The organism is Spiroplasma endosymbiont of Dactylopius coccus, assembly GCF_977110965.1.
This window is the reverse complement of the sequence record NZ_OZ373019.1, coordinates 1003622-1020109: the sequence shown is the minus strand read 5'-3', so window position 1 is coordinate 1020109 and position 16488 is coordinate 1003622. Positions and strand designations below refer to the sequence as shown.

Here is a 16488-nt window from a genome sequence, read left to right as displayed (position 1 = left end):
TTATTTTTTAGAAAATTTTAAATTTACTACTCCATAATATTCAGTATTATTACCAGTCATAGTAACACTTGTTGATTTAATATCACTAAATATTGCTTTACCTTTTTCATAGCCAACATTACCAGCATTTATTATTGCTTCTTCTAATTCACCATTAGTAGGACTTGCACCAGCCATAGTTATTTTTCCTAAATTTCTATAATAAATAACATCTTCTAAATTTAATTTATTAATATCATCATATAAAGTTGATTGATAAGTTGCATTTTCATTTTTAGGATTAGTTAAAAAATCTTTTGCTCTTGCTTCTTTAATTTCTGCAAGTGTAGGCATAGTTGGTCTAATTAAATACATTAAATTAGGTCTAATAGCACTTGGTAAAGCAAATAAACATTTACCAATAATTTTAATATTATCTGTATCATTATCTAATTTTTGTCTTATTTTAGTAAATGAAATAGGCATACCTCACATATATCTATTAACTACAAATCCATGTGTATTTTTTAAACTATAATCTTTTTCTAAATGCATTGCTTTTTCAGTATCATGAATAAATTCTTGTTCTAAATAAAAACTTTCTCAAAATTCCATACCAGCAATTAAACTTGTATATCTTCTACCATACGCTAATGTATCTGCTGAAATTTGACTATAATTTAAAACCGTAAATGCTTTTGATAATCCTAAATTACTATCAATACCAGTTGCTCCCATTAAATCTTCTCTATTAGTTCCTACAGTAATATAATTTACTAATTTAATTAATTTATTATTTCTTGCTCAAATTGTATAATAAGCTTCTTTTGCTTGTTCTGCATTCATATTAATTAAATCTAAAGGTAATACTAATGATTTAGCAATAGCATAATCTTGAATACCATTTAAAAATATTAATTCTAAGTTTTCACCTAAATTTCTCATAAATGAAGCTGTTCAATTTGAAACAATTTGTACTGCAATATCTTTTGGTGCTTTCATAAATCTTTCAATATCAAATTCTGGAATTTCAAAATCAATTGTTAAATATTTATTAATTTCTAATTTAGTTGTATAAACATCACCAATTTGTCTTTTAGTTCCATTTTTTACATCTCATGTTGAACCTCAAAGTACACGAACAGTTGCACGAAATATTGCAATACTAACACCAGACATTTCACCAATTTGAGCAGCACTACAAGTTCCACGCATAAACATGGTTGATTTTTCACTTGTTAATTCACCACGTACTTGTGCTTCAAGTACACTTAAAATAGCATTTTCTGTTGGATTATTACCTTTAATAAAAAATGCTTCAGGTATTTTTATTGCTCCCATAATAAAACTTCTTTCTATTTACCAATAGATTGAAAAGCTTCATTTCTAGTAATTTCAACTAAATCTTCTAATTCTTTTTGATTAGTCATTCCTTGTGTCGTTGCTTTATTTTTTAAATCTTGAGCAATTTTAAAATGGTCTAATGAATTATTATGTAATTTTAAAATTAAATCAGTAGGATTAATTGAATTATCTTGTTGTTTATTTTCTTGTTTAATAGGTTCTAATTTATCAATTAAAAAATCTTTATAATCTTCATTAATTTTATTAAATGCTTCTTGTTTAGATAAAGATTTATAATTATCAGTACTCATTAAATTTTTAATTAAATTTACTTTTTTAGTATCTTTAATATTTGAAAATAATTGTTGCTCTTCAAAACTATTAATTTTATTTTCATATTCTTTTAATTTTGTTTGATATTCATTTATTTTTGGTTCTAATTCTTTTTTAAGAAATTCATCTTTTGCTTGTGCATATACAACATTTCTTTGTTGTTTTAAAGTTTCTTGTAATTCTTCAAAAGTATAAGTTTCTTTTTTTTCTTTAACTTCAAAATTAGACATAAAAATACTCCCTTGTTAATAATCGCTTTTTTGATAATCCCTTGTAACTTATGTTAATAAATAACATAATCGCTTTAATATATTATATCATTTTTTCCCTTTAAAATAAAGAAAAAAACCTATATTTATTATAGGTTTTTAATCATTATTTTCTATTTTTCTTGGTTCACAAATATTAATAATTATATTACTTTGAGTAGTATTATCATCTTCATTAATATCAAATTCATTAGGATGAGATTTTAATCAATGTTGATAAATTAATTCTGGTTTTACTAATGCTTTTTCTAACATATGAGTTGAAATAATACTACGTGCTTTATCATAACTTTTTAAAAAATTACGTTGTCATGGACTGCTTCTGCGTCGGCAATCAAATATAAATTTTCTATCAATTCCAAGTGCATTATTTAATCCTTGTGGTGTTAATGTTTTATTTTTAGTTCTTAAATAATTACTAATTGTAACATCATAATTACCTAATTCTTTTCTTTTTGCTGGCATATTATATCACCTATATTCAATATTTATATACTAATTATAACATTTTAACTAAAGTATACTACAACACTCACCAGTTAATTATTGTTATACTCAAAGTCATGTATTTAGAAAGGAAAAAGCATTATGATTTTACTATCTGAAAAACTTGACAACTATCAACATAAAATTAATCATGAAAAACAAATGTTATTAGATTATGATAATAAAATATTAAAATATGATAATAATTGATTTTTAAATGAATATGATAGAAATAAATATAAATTAATAAAACGTAGAAAACATTTAATAAAAAGTGAATTTGGAATATCTTATTTACCATTAAGAACATATAAAAATAAATTAACAAATGAAATTATAACTCCAACAAGAATATATTGATATTGATAAATATAAAAATTATACAAATTGAGTTAATAAATTAATAATAATTAATGCAGATTTAAATAATATTACATATCCTATAATTAAACATAATTTAAAAATAAATATATCTTTATCAACTATTTGTAGAAGATTAAAAGAAACTATTATATTTGTTCAAGAATTACCAAAAGAAAAAAGACAAATATTACCAACTGATTATATTTATATACAATCAGATGAATCATATAATAATTTAATTGATAATAAGCAAAAAAGAAAATTTAGACACAGAACGGTAAGTATTAGTTTAGGTTTTGATTTAAATAAATCTACTGATAATAGACATGTTTTAGAAAATAAATATATTTTTGTTATTTCAACTAGAAAAGGTCAAAGAATTACTAAAAAAGAATTTGGTAAATCAATAATAACTAATTTAGATAATATTTTTATTGGTTATACTAATGAAAATTTAAAATTAACTGGTGATGGTGCAACTTATCTTAAATCTACTGCTAATTATTTAAAAATTGATTATGCTGTAGATAAATGACATCCATTACAAAAATTAAAACAAGTATTTATTGTAGGAAAAGGTAAAAGAACAAAAGAAAATAATAAAAAATTAAATTATGCTTATTATGAATTATTTTTAAATGGTTGTTATTATAAATTATTAGATTATTTAAAAGAAAATAATGCTGATGAAAAAATATATGAATATTTTAAAAATAATAAAGAAGGTATTAGAAATCAAAATGCTATTTGAAATATAGGTTGTAGTGCTGAAAGTGATGTTTATCATTTAATAAAATCTATATCTAATAATAATGCAAAAATTTATTCAAAAGAAGCATTTTTTAATTTATTAAAATTAAAACAAGCAAGAATTAATAAATTAAAAGTGTTTGTTTAAATTTATAAAATTTAATAAATCTAAACCTAAATAGTTAGGAATTTTTAAATTATATTAATAAAAATGTGACACAAAATACTTTATTTTTTTTAATTAATGTGTTATAATTGTTATAACAATTAATAATTTATTTTATCTTTTATTTAGAGAAAATTAAATTATATCCACATTTGAAATACGTCCTAAAATTACCTAAATATAAAAGAATTGGTGAAGATGTTGAACAAACTATTATTGAATATTTTGCTGATGGAAAAAGATATCATGATATTTGTGCTATTTGTAAAAAATCAGGTATTAGTGTTAGTACTGTTCATAGAGTTTTTAAAAATTTAGAAATAATTGAAGCAAATCCAGTAAAAGTAAAATTAGAAAAAAATCAACCTATTTTTGTAGCGATTGATGATGGACATCGAAAATTTTGAAATTTTAAACGTAAAGGTATAAAACACTCTATGCGATTAATAGTAACATATACAGATAATATTAATCACAAAGTACAAAATAAAAGAGTAAAGGCAATTATAAGACCAACAAGAACAGTAATTGGAGTTAAAAAGACTGCTGAATTTGTTAAAGAGCATTGTCAAAAATTTTATGAAAATATTGAACAAGCAAAAATTATTATTTGTGGTGATAGTGCAGGATGAATTAAAGAAGTTGCTGATTATTTAGGTGCACAGTTTGTTTTAGATAAATTTCATTTAATTAGAACATTATATCTTGGAATAATGGTGGGAAATAAAGGAAAATATTTAAAAGAATATAATCATTGTAAAAATTTAATTAATAATGGTAATTATAAACAATTAATTGATTATTTATATAAAGAATTAGATAATCATAAAAAATTAAAGAAAAAATATTTTAAAAATAATAAACAAGGTATTGAAAATCAAAGTGCAAAGTGAAATATTGGTTGTTTTACTGAAACTAATATTTGACACGTTTTAAAAGAAATGCTTGGTAATAGAACATATAATATTAGTATTTACATTAAAATGGTTATTTTTAAATGTAATAAAATAAATTTAGAAACATAATTTAATGAATGTAATAATTACTTATTATTTCACAATTTGCAATAGCATCTCAAAAATTATTATTTTTTATTTTTCTTTTTAAACCAATAATTAAGAATGTTAATGACAAAATTATAGAGACAAAAATCGGAACTACAATTGTAGAAAAAATAACTGCAATTTTTAACCATAATAAAGGATAACTATAATAATTATCAATAATATATTCATTTCCAAAATCTTTAAAAAAAAATATTATTATTGGTTAATATGTAATATCAACTATATTTACTTCACAAAGTAAAACCATTATATTCATATATTAAACGTTTTGTATTTTTAAATAAATAATTATTTTTAACAGTTACTACTTCTTTTCCGTGAAATAAACCAAGTAATAATAGTCCATTAATTATAATTAAAATAGTTAAAATAAATAGTGATACAGTTATTAACTGTAATTTTTTCAGTGTTTTAATTTTCATCTTTAAATTCTCCTTAAATATTACTTCATAAGTTTAACACTTACTAAACTTAATTATAAGTATTTTAGTGTCAATATCGAGTGAAAATTTCCCAAAAATATTTATCAAAAATTAAATTATTTTGGAAAGTTACACTGTTAAATAAACACAAATTCTAAATAACCCCTAAAAATTTAGTTCCTTGTTTTCATATAGGAACTTTTTTATTTACAAACCAATTTTTAATGAATATAATAAATATGAATTAAAAATAGTTTTAGAAACCTAATTGTTTTATTTTTAAACAATTAGGTTTCTAATTTTGAAAGGATTTTTAATATATGGATAAACAATTACAAGAAAGTCAAAATCAAATTTCTAAGTTAAGTAATGAATTTAGAAGTTTGGAGAAAAAGCTAGATAATGAAAAAAGAAAAGAAAAAGAAATAAATAAAAAAATATCCTGTTTAACAAATCAAGATATTAACAATAAAAATGAATTAAAAACAAGAAATGAAATAAGAAAATATGAAAATGAACATAGAATTATTTCTCAAAAAGTAAATTATTTTGAAATTAAATTTAATTCAATAAAAGAAGAATTAAAAAAAATATCAAATTTAAAAATGGAAATTTATAACAAAAATTTAGAAAAGTTAAAAATAAAAAAGTTTGATGAAGTTGAAATTAATAGCTTTGAAAATAAAAATTATAAGGGTTTTAAAATAAACTCACTAAAATTATAAAAAAGATATTGCAATTGCAATATCTTTATATATTTAAAATGAATTTTAAGGAACCAAATTTGCTCATATTCAAACGATTTAAAAATTTATATGGTTTATAGTATTCAAAAAATAAACAGCCCTTTTTAGGGCTGTTTTAAATCGAATTATTATTAATTATAAGTTATATAAATAACTTCACTTTTGGGAAATTATTACTCGATAACTAATAGGAAATTTTTACTAAATAATGACATTATAAGTATTTTAGTTGTATTATCTTTTAAAAAATAGTAAGATAAATGTACAATTTCATAAAAATCCAAATTATTTCTTGTCTAAAATATAATAAGACTACAACGATTTAATTTATTCCGGATTTTTGACAATATCCCAAGATTATTAATAATTTTATTGTTAAATTCATTACCTCGATCACTATGAAATATTTGGATATCTTTTAAACAGCGATTTGATTGCATAAATGCTTGATATACTAGTAATGCATTTTTTTAACTCCAACACTATGTCCAATAATTTCGCGGTTAAATAGGTCTATTAATAGGCAAATATAGTTTCATTTACCATTAACTTGAACGTAAGTTAAATCACTAACAATAACTTCATTTTTAACCCTATTATTAAAGTTTCTATTAACAAGATTGGTTATTTGACTATTATTGACTTTATTATGATGATTTTTGAATGATAATTTAGTGTATTTTGATATTAAATTATGCTTATTCATAATTTCTTTAATTTTTCTCCGTGATAAATAAATTTCTTGGTTTTCTAAAATTTTTTTTAATCTTCTAGTACCATAAACTTCTTTATTTTCTTTAAAAGCACTAATAACAGCTTCATCATACATATTATTTTTGATTTTATTTTCTTTTTTCTTTAAGTTAAAATAATATGTTGATTTAGATATTTTCAAAAAACGACACATTGTGCGAATTTTATATTTAACTTTATTTTTAGCAATAATTTCTACTTTCTGCCTATTATTAGTGCTGCTTGCTTTAAAATATCATTTTCCATTCTTAATTGTTTTAATTCTTTTCTTAATTTAATTAATTCATTTTCTTCAACAGAACGATTATCTTTAGTTTTAAAACTACCTGAATTAGTAAATTGCTTAATTCAATTATAAGTAGCTGCTCTTGTAACATTGTACTCTTTAGCAAGACAAGACACTGACTTACCGCTTTGATATAAAGCTACTATTTGTTTTTTAAATTCATCTGAATATGAGTTGATATTGGCCATAATTATACTTCCTTTCTTTTCACTAATTTGTTCACTTGTCTACGTAATTAGTGTCCAATAAAGTGTAACCCATCCACATTAAATGATTCACAAAAACAAAATGATGCTAAAGATATTATTACAGCAGCAATTAAAAAAGTTACTGATGAAGATAAAGCTGGTGAAGCAACATTTACTTTTGATAAAGGAGATACAGATTTAACTGTAGGAGATAATACAGTTAATATTAAAGTTACGCTTGGGCAATCAAAAGATGTTGCAGTTGCTGTTAAATTAACTGGTGTAAGAACCTGTTTGGAATCTTTTAAACATAATTAAACTAAAAAAGGGAATAATTATTTCTAACCTGACAGTTAATTAACATTTTATTTTCTTTGTCATTTTTTTGTTAAAAAGATTTTATCATTTGACAACTTATCGATTAAAAATTTATTTTTCAACTATAAAATAACATTTATGATATTAATTTAATCAAAAATAAGTTAAAAAAGATCCTAAACAGGTTCTAACAGTACACGAATAAGAAATATAATATTTTATTATAATTAAAATGACACAATTTAAATTATGTTATTTTTTTCTAATTATTTTTCAAAATTTATTTGACTATTACTATTAAAAACTGGTATTATACTTATTAGACTAAATTTTGATACACTAGGAATTGTGTATATAATTAATTCTTTAAAATCATAAAGGAGGCTAACGATTAATGCCAACAATGAACCAACTATTACGTAAAGGACGTACAGATAAAAAATACAAATCTAAATCACCAGCGTTAAATCTTTCATATAATTCATTAACAAAAACAACTTCTTCAATTAGCAGTCCGCAAAAAAAAGGTGTAGCGCTTGTAGTTACTACAAGAACACCAAAAAAACCTAACTCAGCTTTAAGAAAAATTGTTCGTGCTCGTTTAACTAACGGTATGGAAGTTACTGCTTATATTTCTGGAGAAGGTCATAATTTGCAAGAACATGCTATTGTTGGAATCCGTGGTGGGAGAGTTAAAGACTTACCTGGAGTTAGATACCATGTTATTCGTGGGTATTCTGATACTGCCGGAGTAGTAAATCGTAATCAAGGTCGTTCTAAATACGGAACTAAAAAACCAAAAGATAAGAAATAAGGAGGTAAAACTAAATGCGTAAAAATCAAGATATTAAAAGAGAATTAGTTGCTGATCCAATTTATGATTCAAAAATTGTTACTCAATTAATTAACGCCATTATGATTGATGGTAAAAAAAGTGTAGCTCAAAAAATTGTTTATAATTCTTTTAAAATTGTTGGAGAAAAAACCCAACAAGTACCATTAGAAGTATTTGAAAAGGCAATTGCTAATATTACACCACAATTAGAAATTAAAACTCGAAGAATTGGTGGCGCAAACTATCAAGTTCCTATTGAAGTTAGTGCTACTCGTAAGATAACTTTAGCAATTCGTTGATTAGTTTCTTATTCACAAGCAAGATATGGTAATAGTATGCAAGATAAACTTGCAGCTGAGATTATGGATGCTGCTACTGGTAATGGTTCATCAATTAAAAAACGTGATGAAATTCATCGTATGGCTGAAGCTAATAAAGCCTTTGCTCACTATAAATGATAATAAAGGAGAGAGAAAATGGCAGAAAAATCAGGTCGAGAATATTCACTAGCAAATACTAGAAATATTGGAATTATGGCTCATATTGATGCTGGTAAAACTACAACAACAGAAAGAGTTTTATACCATACTGGTAAAATTCATAAAATTGGTGAGGTACATGAAGGTGCCGCAACTATGGACTGAATGAAACAAGAACAAGAACGTGGTATTACTATTACTTCAGCTGCAACAACTGCTGTTTGAAGAAATAATCGAATAAATATTATTGATACTCCGGGTCACGTTGATTTTACTGTTGAAGTTGAACGCTCATTAAGAGTTTTAGACGGAGCAGTTGCTGTATTAGACGCGCAAACTGGAGTTGAACCACAAACTGAAACTGTTTGAAATCAAGCAACTAGGTATAATGTACCAAGAATTGTTTTTGCAAATAAAATGGATAAAATTGGGGCTGACTTTGCTCATTCAATTCAAACATTAAAAGATCGTCTTGGTGCTAATGCTCATGCAATTCAATGACCAATTGGTGCAGAAGATGCTTTTGATGGAATTATTGATATAATTGAGATGAAAGCATACCATTTTGATGGTAAACCAAATGAGGATTATAAAGAAATTGCAATTCCTGAAGAACTTAAAGATGTTATTGCAAGTAGACGTGAGGAATTATTAGAAGCACTTTCTCACTTTGATGATGATTTCTTTATGAAATATGCTGAAGGAGAAGTAACGGTTGCTGAAATTAAGACAGTAATTCGTAAAGCAACAATTGCTGCTGAGTTTTTCCCAGTATTATGTGGTAGTGCCTTTAAAAATAAAGGTGTTAAATTAATGTTAGATGCAGTTATTGATTACTTGCCTTCACCATTAGATGTACCTGCAATTAAAGGAGTATTACCTGTTTCATCAAAAGAAGTAGAACGTCATTCTAGTGATGAAGAACCTTTCTCAGCGTTGGCATTTAAAATCATGACTGACCCTTTTGTTGGAAGATTAACTTTTTTTAGAGTATATTCGGGAAGATTAGAATCTGGTAGTTATGTATTAAACTCAACTAAAGAAAAAAAAGAGCGTGTTGGTCGAATTTTACAAATGCATGCCAATAGTCGTGCCGAAATTAAAAAGGTTTATGCTGGTGACATTGCTGCTATTGTTGGCTTAAAAGATACAACTACTGGTGATACATTATGTGATGAAAAACATGAAGTTATTTTAGAAAAAATGGTGTTTCCAGAACCAGTTATTTCATTAGCGCTTGAACCTAAAACAAAAGCTGATCAAGAAAAAATGAGTTTAGGTCTACAAAAACTTGCAGAAGAAGATCCAACATTCCGTGTTTCATCAGACAAAGAAACAGGACAGACAATTATTTCAGGAATGGGAGAACTGCATTTAGACATCTTAACTGATCGTTTAAAACGTGAATTTAAAGTAGCAACTAACATTGGAAATCCACAAGTTGCTTATCGTGAAACAATTAAAGCAGTTTGTGAGCGCGCTGAGGGTAAATATATTCATCAATCAGGTGGTCGCGGCCAATATGGACATGTTATTATTAAATTTGAACCAAATCCAGATAAAGGATTTGAGTTTGTTGATAAAATTGTTGGTGGTAAAGTGCCACGTGAATACATTAAACCAGTACAAGAAGGATTAATTGAATCATTAGCTAATGGTTTAATTGCTGGATATCCAGTTATTGACGTTAAAGCAACATTATATGATGGTTCATTCCACCCTGTTGACTCTTCAGAACGTGCCTTTAATATTGCAGCTTCTAAGTCTTTACAAGATAATAAAGATTTATTAAAACCAGTATTATTAGAACCAATTATGAATGTTGAAGTTATTATTCCAGATGAATATTATGGTTCTATTGTTGGTAAAATTTCTGGTAAAAGAGGTACTATTGAAGCAGATGAAATGCGTGGTAACAGTAAAGTTGTTAAAGCTAAAGTGCCTTTATCTGAAATGTTTGGTTATGCTACTGAATTACGTTCAATGACCCAAGGACGTGGAACATATACAATGTCTTTTTCACACTATGAAGAAGCACCAAAATCAGTTGCTGAAGCAGTTGCTGGTAAATATCAAAAAGGAAGAATTACTAAAAAATAAAATAATTTAATTGAAAGTATAATAACTTTACTTTAAAATTATCTTAGTGTTTAATTTAATTAAATAAAAATAAGTATTAATTATTTCCAAGGAGGAAACAAAAATGGCAGAAAAAGAAGTAAAAAAATCAAAGCCTGTATCAACAGGCCCAAAACAAAAATTTGAACGTACAAAACCGCACGTTAATGTTGGAACAATTGGTCACGTTGACCATGGAAAAACAACATTAACTGCTGCAATTACTAGTTATTGTTCAAAACATGAAGCAGATGGATATAAAGGTATGTTTAAGGACTATGCCTCTATCGATGCTGCTCCAGAAGAAAAAGCACGTGGTATTACTATTAATACAGCTCACGTTGAATATGAAACACCAACTCGTCACTATGCACACGTTGACTGTCCAGGTCACGCTGACTACATTAAAAATATGATTACAGGTGCAGCTCAAATGGATGGTTCAGTGTTAGTTGTTTCTGCAACTGATGGTCCAATGCCACAAACACGTGAACACATTCTATTGGCACGTCAAGTTGGAGTTAAAAAAATTGTTGTATTCTTAAATAAGTGTGATATGGAAAGTGTAGACGATGACGTATTAGAACTTGTTGAAATGGAAATTCGTGAATTACTAACTAAGTATGAATTTGAAGGTGATGATACACCAATTATTCGTGGTTCTGCAAGAGGAGCATTAGATGGTAAAAAAGAATGAGAAGAAAAAATTAAAGAATTATTAACAGCAATGGATGAATGAATTCCAACACCAAAAAGAGAAGTTGATAAACCAGTATTATTAGCTGTTGAAGATGTTTTCACTATTACTGGACGTGGAACAGTAGCTACTGGAAGAATTGAACGTGGAACTTTAAAAGTTAATGATGAAATTGATATTATTGGTATTAACAAAGGTCTTAAAAAAGTTGTTGTTACTGGTATTGAAATGTTCAGAAAATTATTAGATGAAGCACAAGCTGGTGATAACGTTGGAGTATTATTACGTGGAGTTAAACGTGAAGATATTCAACGTGGACAAGTTATTGCTAAACCAGGATCAGTTACTCCACATACTAAATTTAAAGGTGAAGTTTATATTCTAACTAAAGAAGAAGGTGGACGTCATACTTCATTTAATCCAGGATATCGACCACAATTTTATTTCCGTACAACTGATGTTACAGGAAGTATGGGAGACTTTATTAATAAAGGTGAAAAATCGGAATTAATTATGCCAGGTGATAACGTTACTATTACTGTTGAATTAATTCACCCAGTTGCCCTTGAGAAAGGTACTCAATTCTCAATCCGTGAAGGTGGAAGAACTGTTGGTGCTGGACAAGTTACTGAAGTTATTAAATAATCACATTAAATTAAAAATCTTTATTCTCAAAAGAGAATAAAGATTTTTAATTAAAAATATTTTAGTAGTAAAATTAATTTATAGAAAAGAGATGACAAATCAATGCCTTATGTTAAAGAGCTGGAAAGTCTAATTTTAAATCGTAAATCAATTCGTAATTATGATCCTAGTAAAATTATTAGTGATAGTAAAATTAACGATATTCTTAACTATGTGCGTCATACCCCATCTTCATATGGTTTAGAACCATGAAAAATTTTAGTTATTAGTAATTCTAAAATTAAAGCACAATTGCAACCAATCATAAATAATCAACAACAAGTTAGTACTTGTTCACATTTATTTATTTTATTAAGTTATAGTGGTGAAAATTTCAATACTAGTAATCAATGATTTGTTGATACTGTTATGAAAAGACGTAATTTAACAAAACCACAATACGAAATTTATAAATCAACATTTAATAATTTCTTTGATCATGACAAAAAAACACAAATAAATCATTGGGCACAATGTCAAACTTTTATTTTATTACAAAATCTTTTATTATTATTAACTGCTCATGAAATTGATAATGTTGTATTAGGTGGTTTTAATGAACAACAATTATTAACTTACTTAGAATCAAATAAGATTATTGAACCTAATAAGTATCATGTTACAATTTTAGTGTCTGCTGGTTATGGTTATCCATCAAAAACTAAAATTATTAAAAACGAAGTTAGTGAAATCAGTACGCTTATCAAATAAATGTATTAGAAAAGGTATTACAATGGAAAAATTAAAAATAAATAACTTAGATATTGAATTAAATATTAATGTTATTGGTAAATTTTTAGATAAGATTGAATATCCAATTCTTATTTTTGATTTTGAGACTTTTCGTAATTTATTACATAAAAAAAAGAACAATTCGTATGCTCATGATTTTGAAAAAATTTTTTCAATTGCATTATTAATTATTAATAAAAAAGAAGATTTAAGCGTTAGTAATTTACAAAATAAAAAGTTACATTTGTTCGTTAAAACTGTTATTCCACAACCAAATATTTTAAATGAAGATTTAAAACTTGTTAAACATCAGCAACAGTTTTTTAAATTTTTAATTAATAAGTTATTAAAACATAACATTAAATCTTTGATTTTACTTGGTGCTAGAACTGAGATATTAATGTTAAAAAACTATTTGAGTTATCATAATGATGAAAGTAAATTCAAAAATAAAGTTAGTTATTTTTTTCAAAAACATAAAATTTTTGATTTATATGACATTTGAAATAATGATCAAGTTTTAAATTTACCTTTATATAAAAAAGGTTTACATCTTGATGTTGGTGCTACTAAAAAAACTTCAATACTAATTAAAAATAATAATGATTATTGTAAAATATTAAAAGAACAATTTTCATTAACAAATAATAATATTGGAAGAATTATTGATCAATATTTTTTTAATAATATTTGTTTATTACCTAGTTTTACTACGCAAGTAGCAAATCATAATCAAAATGATGTTCTAATTGGCGCTGCAATCTTATCATTACTTTATACTTTTTGTGATAAATATTAAGAAAATAAAAAATATTAATTATTTAAATTAATATTTTTTATTACATTTTATTTTTTTAGTTCAAATTTTTTGGTGTTTGTGAATTATATATTGTTGTATTTGTTGATAAAGGCATTAAATTATTAATTTCATTAACATTCAATCTTGTTTCACTATTTGAACTTACATCTTGAGTTTCTAAATTATCATCATTATTTGTTAATTTAAGTAAATTTTGAAATTGTTCTTCAAGTTCTGTTTTAGATTGACTAATTAAATAAGTATTTTCAAACACTGATTTTTTGCAAGGATATCAATATCCATCTTCATCTCAAATTAAAACATCTTCTTTAGTATATTGTACTTCTTTTTTAGTACCATTTGGACCCCAAGGTAGTGATAATTCTCCACTTTTATTATCTTTATTAAGATTAACTATTTTTATTTTAGAATCGGGATTTGCTCAAGCTTCCCCCTTACTTATATTATTAATAACTGGAATATAAGTAGTTTTAAATTTTTTTTGGTTAACAACTCAATGTTCACCAATAACTCCTGTAATAATATAATCACCGCGATGACAAATTACTGTTACTTTTTCTAGTGTTTCAATTTCTAATGGATTATTATCTTGATGTAATTGAAATTCATATTTTACAGTAGGGTTTTTAATACAAAATGTAACATTTGAATTTTCTGTATTTTCTTTAAATAACATTTTTTCTCCTTCATCTTTTTGTTTTTTTGAATAAAGACTTTATTTTAAAAATAAACATATAGTAAATTTTAAATTTCAATATTTATCTTTATTTTTTTAAAATAATTTAATAAAATTAAAAAAACTAATATAGATAAAAATATCTATATTAGTAATGAACATTTAATAAATTATTATTAATAATATCATTTTTTTATCTTTTTTTAAAATATTTTTGTAATTAAATTATTATATATAATTGTAAATTTATGAGTAAAAGTAGCAATATTATAAATTAAAATCATAATTTTATGATTTACTAACGCCCAAACTAATACCTAATATAAGGTGTACTTATGCTATAATTACTATAGTATATTATTGACTCTTCGTTAAAATTAAGTTTGAAAAGGAGTATTAACTATGAAAATCGGAATTATTGGAGCATCAGGAAAATCGGGACTTGCTTTAACTAAAGAATCTTTAAAACAGGGATATCAAGTTGTTGCCATTACTAGAAATCCTATTAAAATGCCAATTCTTAATAATGATAATCGATTGACCATTAAAAAAGCTGATCTTACTAATAAAAGTAGTATTAAAGCGGTTGTTAATGATGTTGATATTTTAATTAGTGCTTACGGCCCTACTATTGATAATCCCCAAAATATTCATCAGCAAGTTGCTAAAAACTTAATTACTATCATGCATGAATGTCAAAATATTAAAAGGTTATTAATTGTTGGTGGTGCTGGTAGTTTGTTAGATGATAAGAATGAAATATTAGTAGAAACAAGTGTATTTCCTGAAGCATGAAAAGAACATGCACAACAACAAGTTCAAGCATTAGCTACTTATCGTAGCAGTGACATTAATTGAACATATTTTAGCCCTTCTTTATACTATGACCCAGAATTACCAACTTTAGGTAAATTTAAAATTGGTAACAATCATTTAATTGTTAATAAAGAAGGAAAAAGCGAGATTAGTTATGGTGATGCTGCAATTGCTATTATTAATGAGATTAAAGAACAAAAATTTATTAAAAAACGTTTTACAGCGGGTTATAATTAATATTTTGTTTGAAAGGATATTAGACAAATGGTAAAACTTACAAAAGAACAAATTTTACAAAAAACGATAACTCTAAATAATGGTGTCAAAATTCCTCAATTTGGATTAGGTACATATTTAATGGTTGTTAGTAAATCTATTTATAATTCAGTAATTTGTGCTTTGCAAAATGGTTATCGTCATATTGATACTGCAGAATATTATAAAAACGAGGAGATAATTGGTAATGCAATTAAAGATTTTTTAGCAGAAAATCCAGAAGTTAAAAGGGAAGATTTATTTATTACTTCTAAAATTTGAAATGACAATCATGAATATGAACTTACTAAAGATGCTTTGCGTGGTATCCTGACTCGTTTAAAACTAGATTATTTAGATTTATGTTTAATTCATTGACCAACTAAACAAAGTTTTGAATGTTGAAGAGCCTTAGAAGAATTTTATGAATATGGTAAAGTTAGGGCAATTGGTGTTTCAAATTTTAATAGTTCACAATTAAAAGATTTTTTAAAAAAAATAAAAATAAAACCAGCAATTAATCAAATTGAAACACATCCTGGTTTTAATCAAAAAAAACACAATAGATTTTGTTACGAGAATAATATTGCTGTTACTTCATGAAGAACAATGCTAGGTGGTAGAGCAGATGAAATACCATTATTACAAGAATTAGCAAATAAATACAAGGTTACTACTAGTCACATTGCTTTAAGATGAGCTTGACAATTGGGTCAAGTAGTTATTCCTAAATCAACTAATCCAGAGCGAATTATTAGTAATCCCGATATTGGGGGTTTTGAACTAACAGAAGAAGAAATGTTAAAAATTCAAAAATTACCACAAACTGCTTTAGGCCCACAATCTAATGATAAAAATTTTGAAAAGGAATTATGATGGATTAAATTTAAAAAGGGGGTTAAATAA

Annotated in this window: 19 protein-coding genes; 11 read left to right on the top strand and 8 right to left on the bottom strand. The window is 25.0% G+C overall.

Going from position 1 to position 16488, the window contains the following annotated elements; genetic code table 4:
- The 3 genes from ACXUB0_RS06365 to ACXUB0_RS06355 all read right to left on the bottom strand — a co-directional run bounded on the left by ACXUB0_RS06365 (position 1) and on the right by ACXUB0_RS06355 (position 2390).
- Positions 1 to 1320, bottom strand: a complete 1320-nt coding sequence (locus tag ACXUB0_RS06365; protein ID WP_458258142.1) for a hypothetical protein — start codon at positions 1318 to 1320, stop codon at positions 1 to 3.
- Between the two features lie 14 nt (positions 1321 to 1334).
- Positions 1335 to 1886 carry a hypothetical protein gene (locus ACXUB0_RS06360; protein WP_458258141.1) on the bottom strand — a complete coding sequence of 184 codons (552 nt, stop codon included), beginning with the start codon at positions 1884 to 1886 and terminating at the stop codon, positions 1335 to 1337.
- A 138-nt stretch (positions 1887 to 2024) separates the two neighbouring features.
- Positions 2025 to 2390 (bottom strand): hypothetical protein, encoded by a 366-nt coding sequence (locus tag ACXUB0_RS06355; RefSeq protein WP_458257906.1) that lies wholly within the window; start codon positions 2388 to 2390, stop codon positions 2025 to 2027.
- Between the two features lie 123 nt (positions 2391 to 2513).
- Between ACXUB0_RS06355 and ACXUB0_RS06350 the strand changes: the two genes are divergently transcribed.
- Positions 2514 to 2780 (top strand): hypothetical protein, encoded by a 267-nt coding sequence (locus ACXUB0_RS06350; protein ID WP_458258140.1) that lies wholly within the window; start codon positions 2514 to 2516, stop codon positions 2778 to 2780.
- A gap of 1011 nt (positions 2781 to 3791) precedes the next feature.
- Positions 3792 to 4715 carry an Mbov_0401 family ICE element transposase-like protein gene (locus tag ACXUB0_RS06345; protein ID WP_458258803.1) on the top strand — a complete coding sequence of 308 codons (924 nt, stop codon included), beginning with the start codon at positions 3792 to 3794 and terminating at the stop codon, positions 4713 to 4715.
- A gap of 221 nt (positions 4716 to 4936) precedes the next feature.
- Here ACXUB0_RS06345 and ACXUB0_RS06340 read toward each other — a convergent pair whose 3' ends face one another.
- Entirely contained in the window at positions 4937 to 5179 is a 243-nt protein-coding gene (locus tag ACXUB0_RS06340; RefSeq protein ID WP_458258139.1) for a hypothetical protein, read from the bottom strand.
- A 320-nt stretch (positions 5180 to 5499) separates the two neighbouring features.
- On the opposite strand from ACXUB0_RS06340, the gene ACXUB0_RS06335 reads away from it, so the two are divergent.
- On the top strand, positions 5500 to 5904 hold the full coding sequence (locus ACXUB0_RS06335) for a hypothetical protein (protein WP_458258138.1): 405 nt from the start codon (positions 5500 to 5502) through the stop codon (positions 5902 to 5904).
- A 317-nt stretch (positions 5905 to 6221) separates the two neighbouring features.
- Here the strand turns inward: ACXUB0_RS06335 and ACXUB0_RS06330 are convergent, their stop codons facing one another.
- From ACXUB0_RS06330 to ACXUB0_RS06320, 3 genes are read right to left on the bottom strand one after another with little or no spacing between them, the layout of a single operon-like run.
- Positions 6222 to 6365 (bottom strand): hypothetical protein, encoded by a 144-nt coding sequence (locus ACXUB0_RS06330; protein WP_458258137.1) that lies wholly within the window; start codon positions 6363 to 6365, stop codon positions 6222 to 6224.
- Between the two features lie 14 nt (positions 6366 to 6379).
- Positions 6380 to 6832: an IS3 family transposase gene (locus ACXUB0_RS06325; RefSeq protein WP_458257953.1), complete on the bottom strand. Its 453-nt coding sequence runs from the start codon at positions 6830 to 6832 to the stop codon at positions 6380 to 6382.
- A gap of 41 nt (positions 6833 to 6873) precedes the next feature.
- A complete protein-coding gene (locus tag ACXUB0_RS06320) occupies positions 6874 to 7152 on the bottom strand; it encodes a transposase (RefSeq protein ID WP_353306568.1) in 279 nt (92 codons plus the stop codon).
- Positions 7153 to 7864: 712 nt separating this feature from the next.
- On the opposite strand from ACXUB0_RS06320, the gene rpsL reads away from it, so the two are divergent.
- The 6 genes from rpsL (at position 7865) to ACXUB0_RS06290 (ending at position 13814) form a co-directional block, all read left to right on the top strand.
- Positions 7865 to 8284, top strand: coding sequence for a 30S ribosomal protein S12 (rpsL, locus tag ACXUB0_RS06315; RefSeq protein WP_458258136.1), 420 nt, complete (start codon positions 7865 to 7867; stop codon positions 8282 to 8284).
- Positions 8285 to 8298: 14 nt separating this feature from the next.
- Entirely contained in the window at positions 8299 to 8766 is a 468-nt protein-coding gene (gene rpsG / locus ACXUB0_RS06310; RefSeq protein ID WP_458258135.1) for a 30S ribosomal protein S7, read from the top strand.
- A 15-nt stretch (positions 8767 to 8781) separates the two neighbouring features.
- Positions 8782 to 10884 (top strand): elongation factor G, encoded by a 2103-nt coding sequence (fusA, locus tag ACXUB0_RS06305; protein WP_458258134.1) that lies wholly within the window; start codon positions 8782 to 8784, stop codon positions 10882 to 10884.
- A 103-nt stretch (positions 10885 to 10987) separates the two neighbouring features.
- Positions 10988 to 12244 carry an elongation factor Tu gene (gene tuf, locus ACXUB0_RS06300; protein WP_286641788.1) on the top strand — a complete coding sequence of 419 codons (1257 nt, stop codon included), beginning with the start codon at positions 10988 to 10990 and terminating at the stop codon, positions 12242 to 12244.
- Between the two features lie 102 nt (positions 12245 to 12346).
- Complete coding sequence (locus ACXUB0_RS06295) at positions 12347 to 12994, top strand: nitroreductase family protein (RefSeq protein ID WP_252320126.1); 648 nt, start codon at positions 12347 to 12349, stop codon at positions 12992 to 12994.
- On the top strand, positions 12969 to 13814 hold the full coding sequence (locus ACXUB0_RS06290; protein WP_458258133.1) for a hypothetical protein: 846 nt from the start codon (positions 12969 to 12971) through the stop codon (positions 13812 to 13814). The genes ACXUB0_RS06295 and ACXUB0_RS06290 overlap by 26 nt, the downstream gene beginning before the upstream one ends.
- Positions 13815 to 13869: 55 nt before the next feature.
- On the opposite strand, the gene ACXUB0_RS06285 is transcribed toward ACXUB0_RS06290, so the two are convergent.
- On the bottom strand, positions 13870 to 14511 hold the full coding sequence (locus ACXUB0_RS06285) for a PGDYG domain-containing protein (protein WP_458258132.1): 642 nt from the start codon (positions 14509 to 14511) through the stop codon (positions 13870 to 13872).
- A gap of 402 nt (positions 14512 to 14913) precedes the next feature.
- On the opposite strand from ACXUB0_RS06285, the gene ACXUB0_RS06280 reads away from it, so the two are divergent.
- Both ACXUB0_RS06280 and ACXUB0_RS06275 read left to right on the top strand, forming a co-directional pair.
- A complete protein-coding gene (locus ACXUB0_RS06280; protein WP_458258131.1) occupies positions 14914 to 15564 on the top strand; it encodes an NAD(P)-dependent oxidoreductase in 651 nt (216 codons plus the stop codon).
- A 27-nt stretch (positions 15565 to 15591) separates the two neighbouring features.
- Positions 15592 to 16488, top strand: coding sequence for an aldo/keto reductase (locus ACXUB0_RS06275; RefSeq protein WP_458258130.1), 897 nt, complete (start codon positions 15592 to 15594; stop codon positions 16486 to 16488).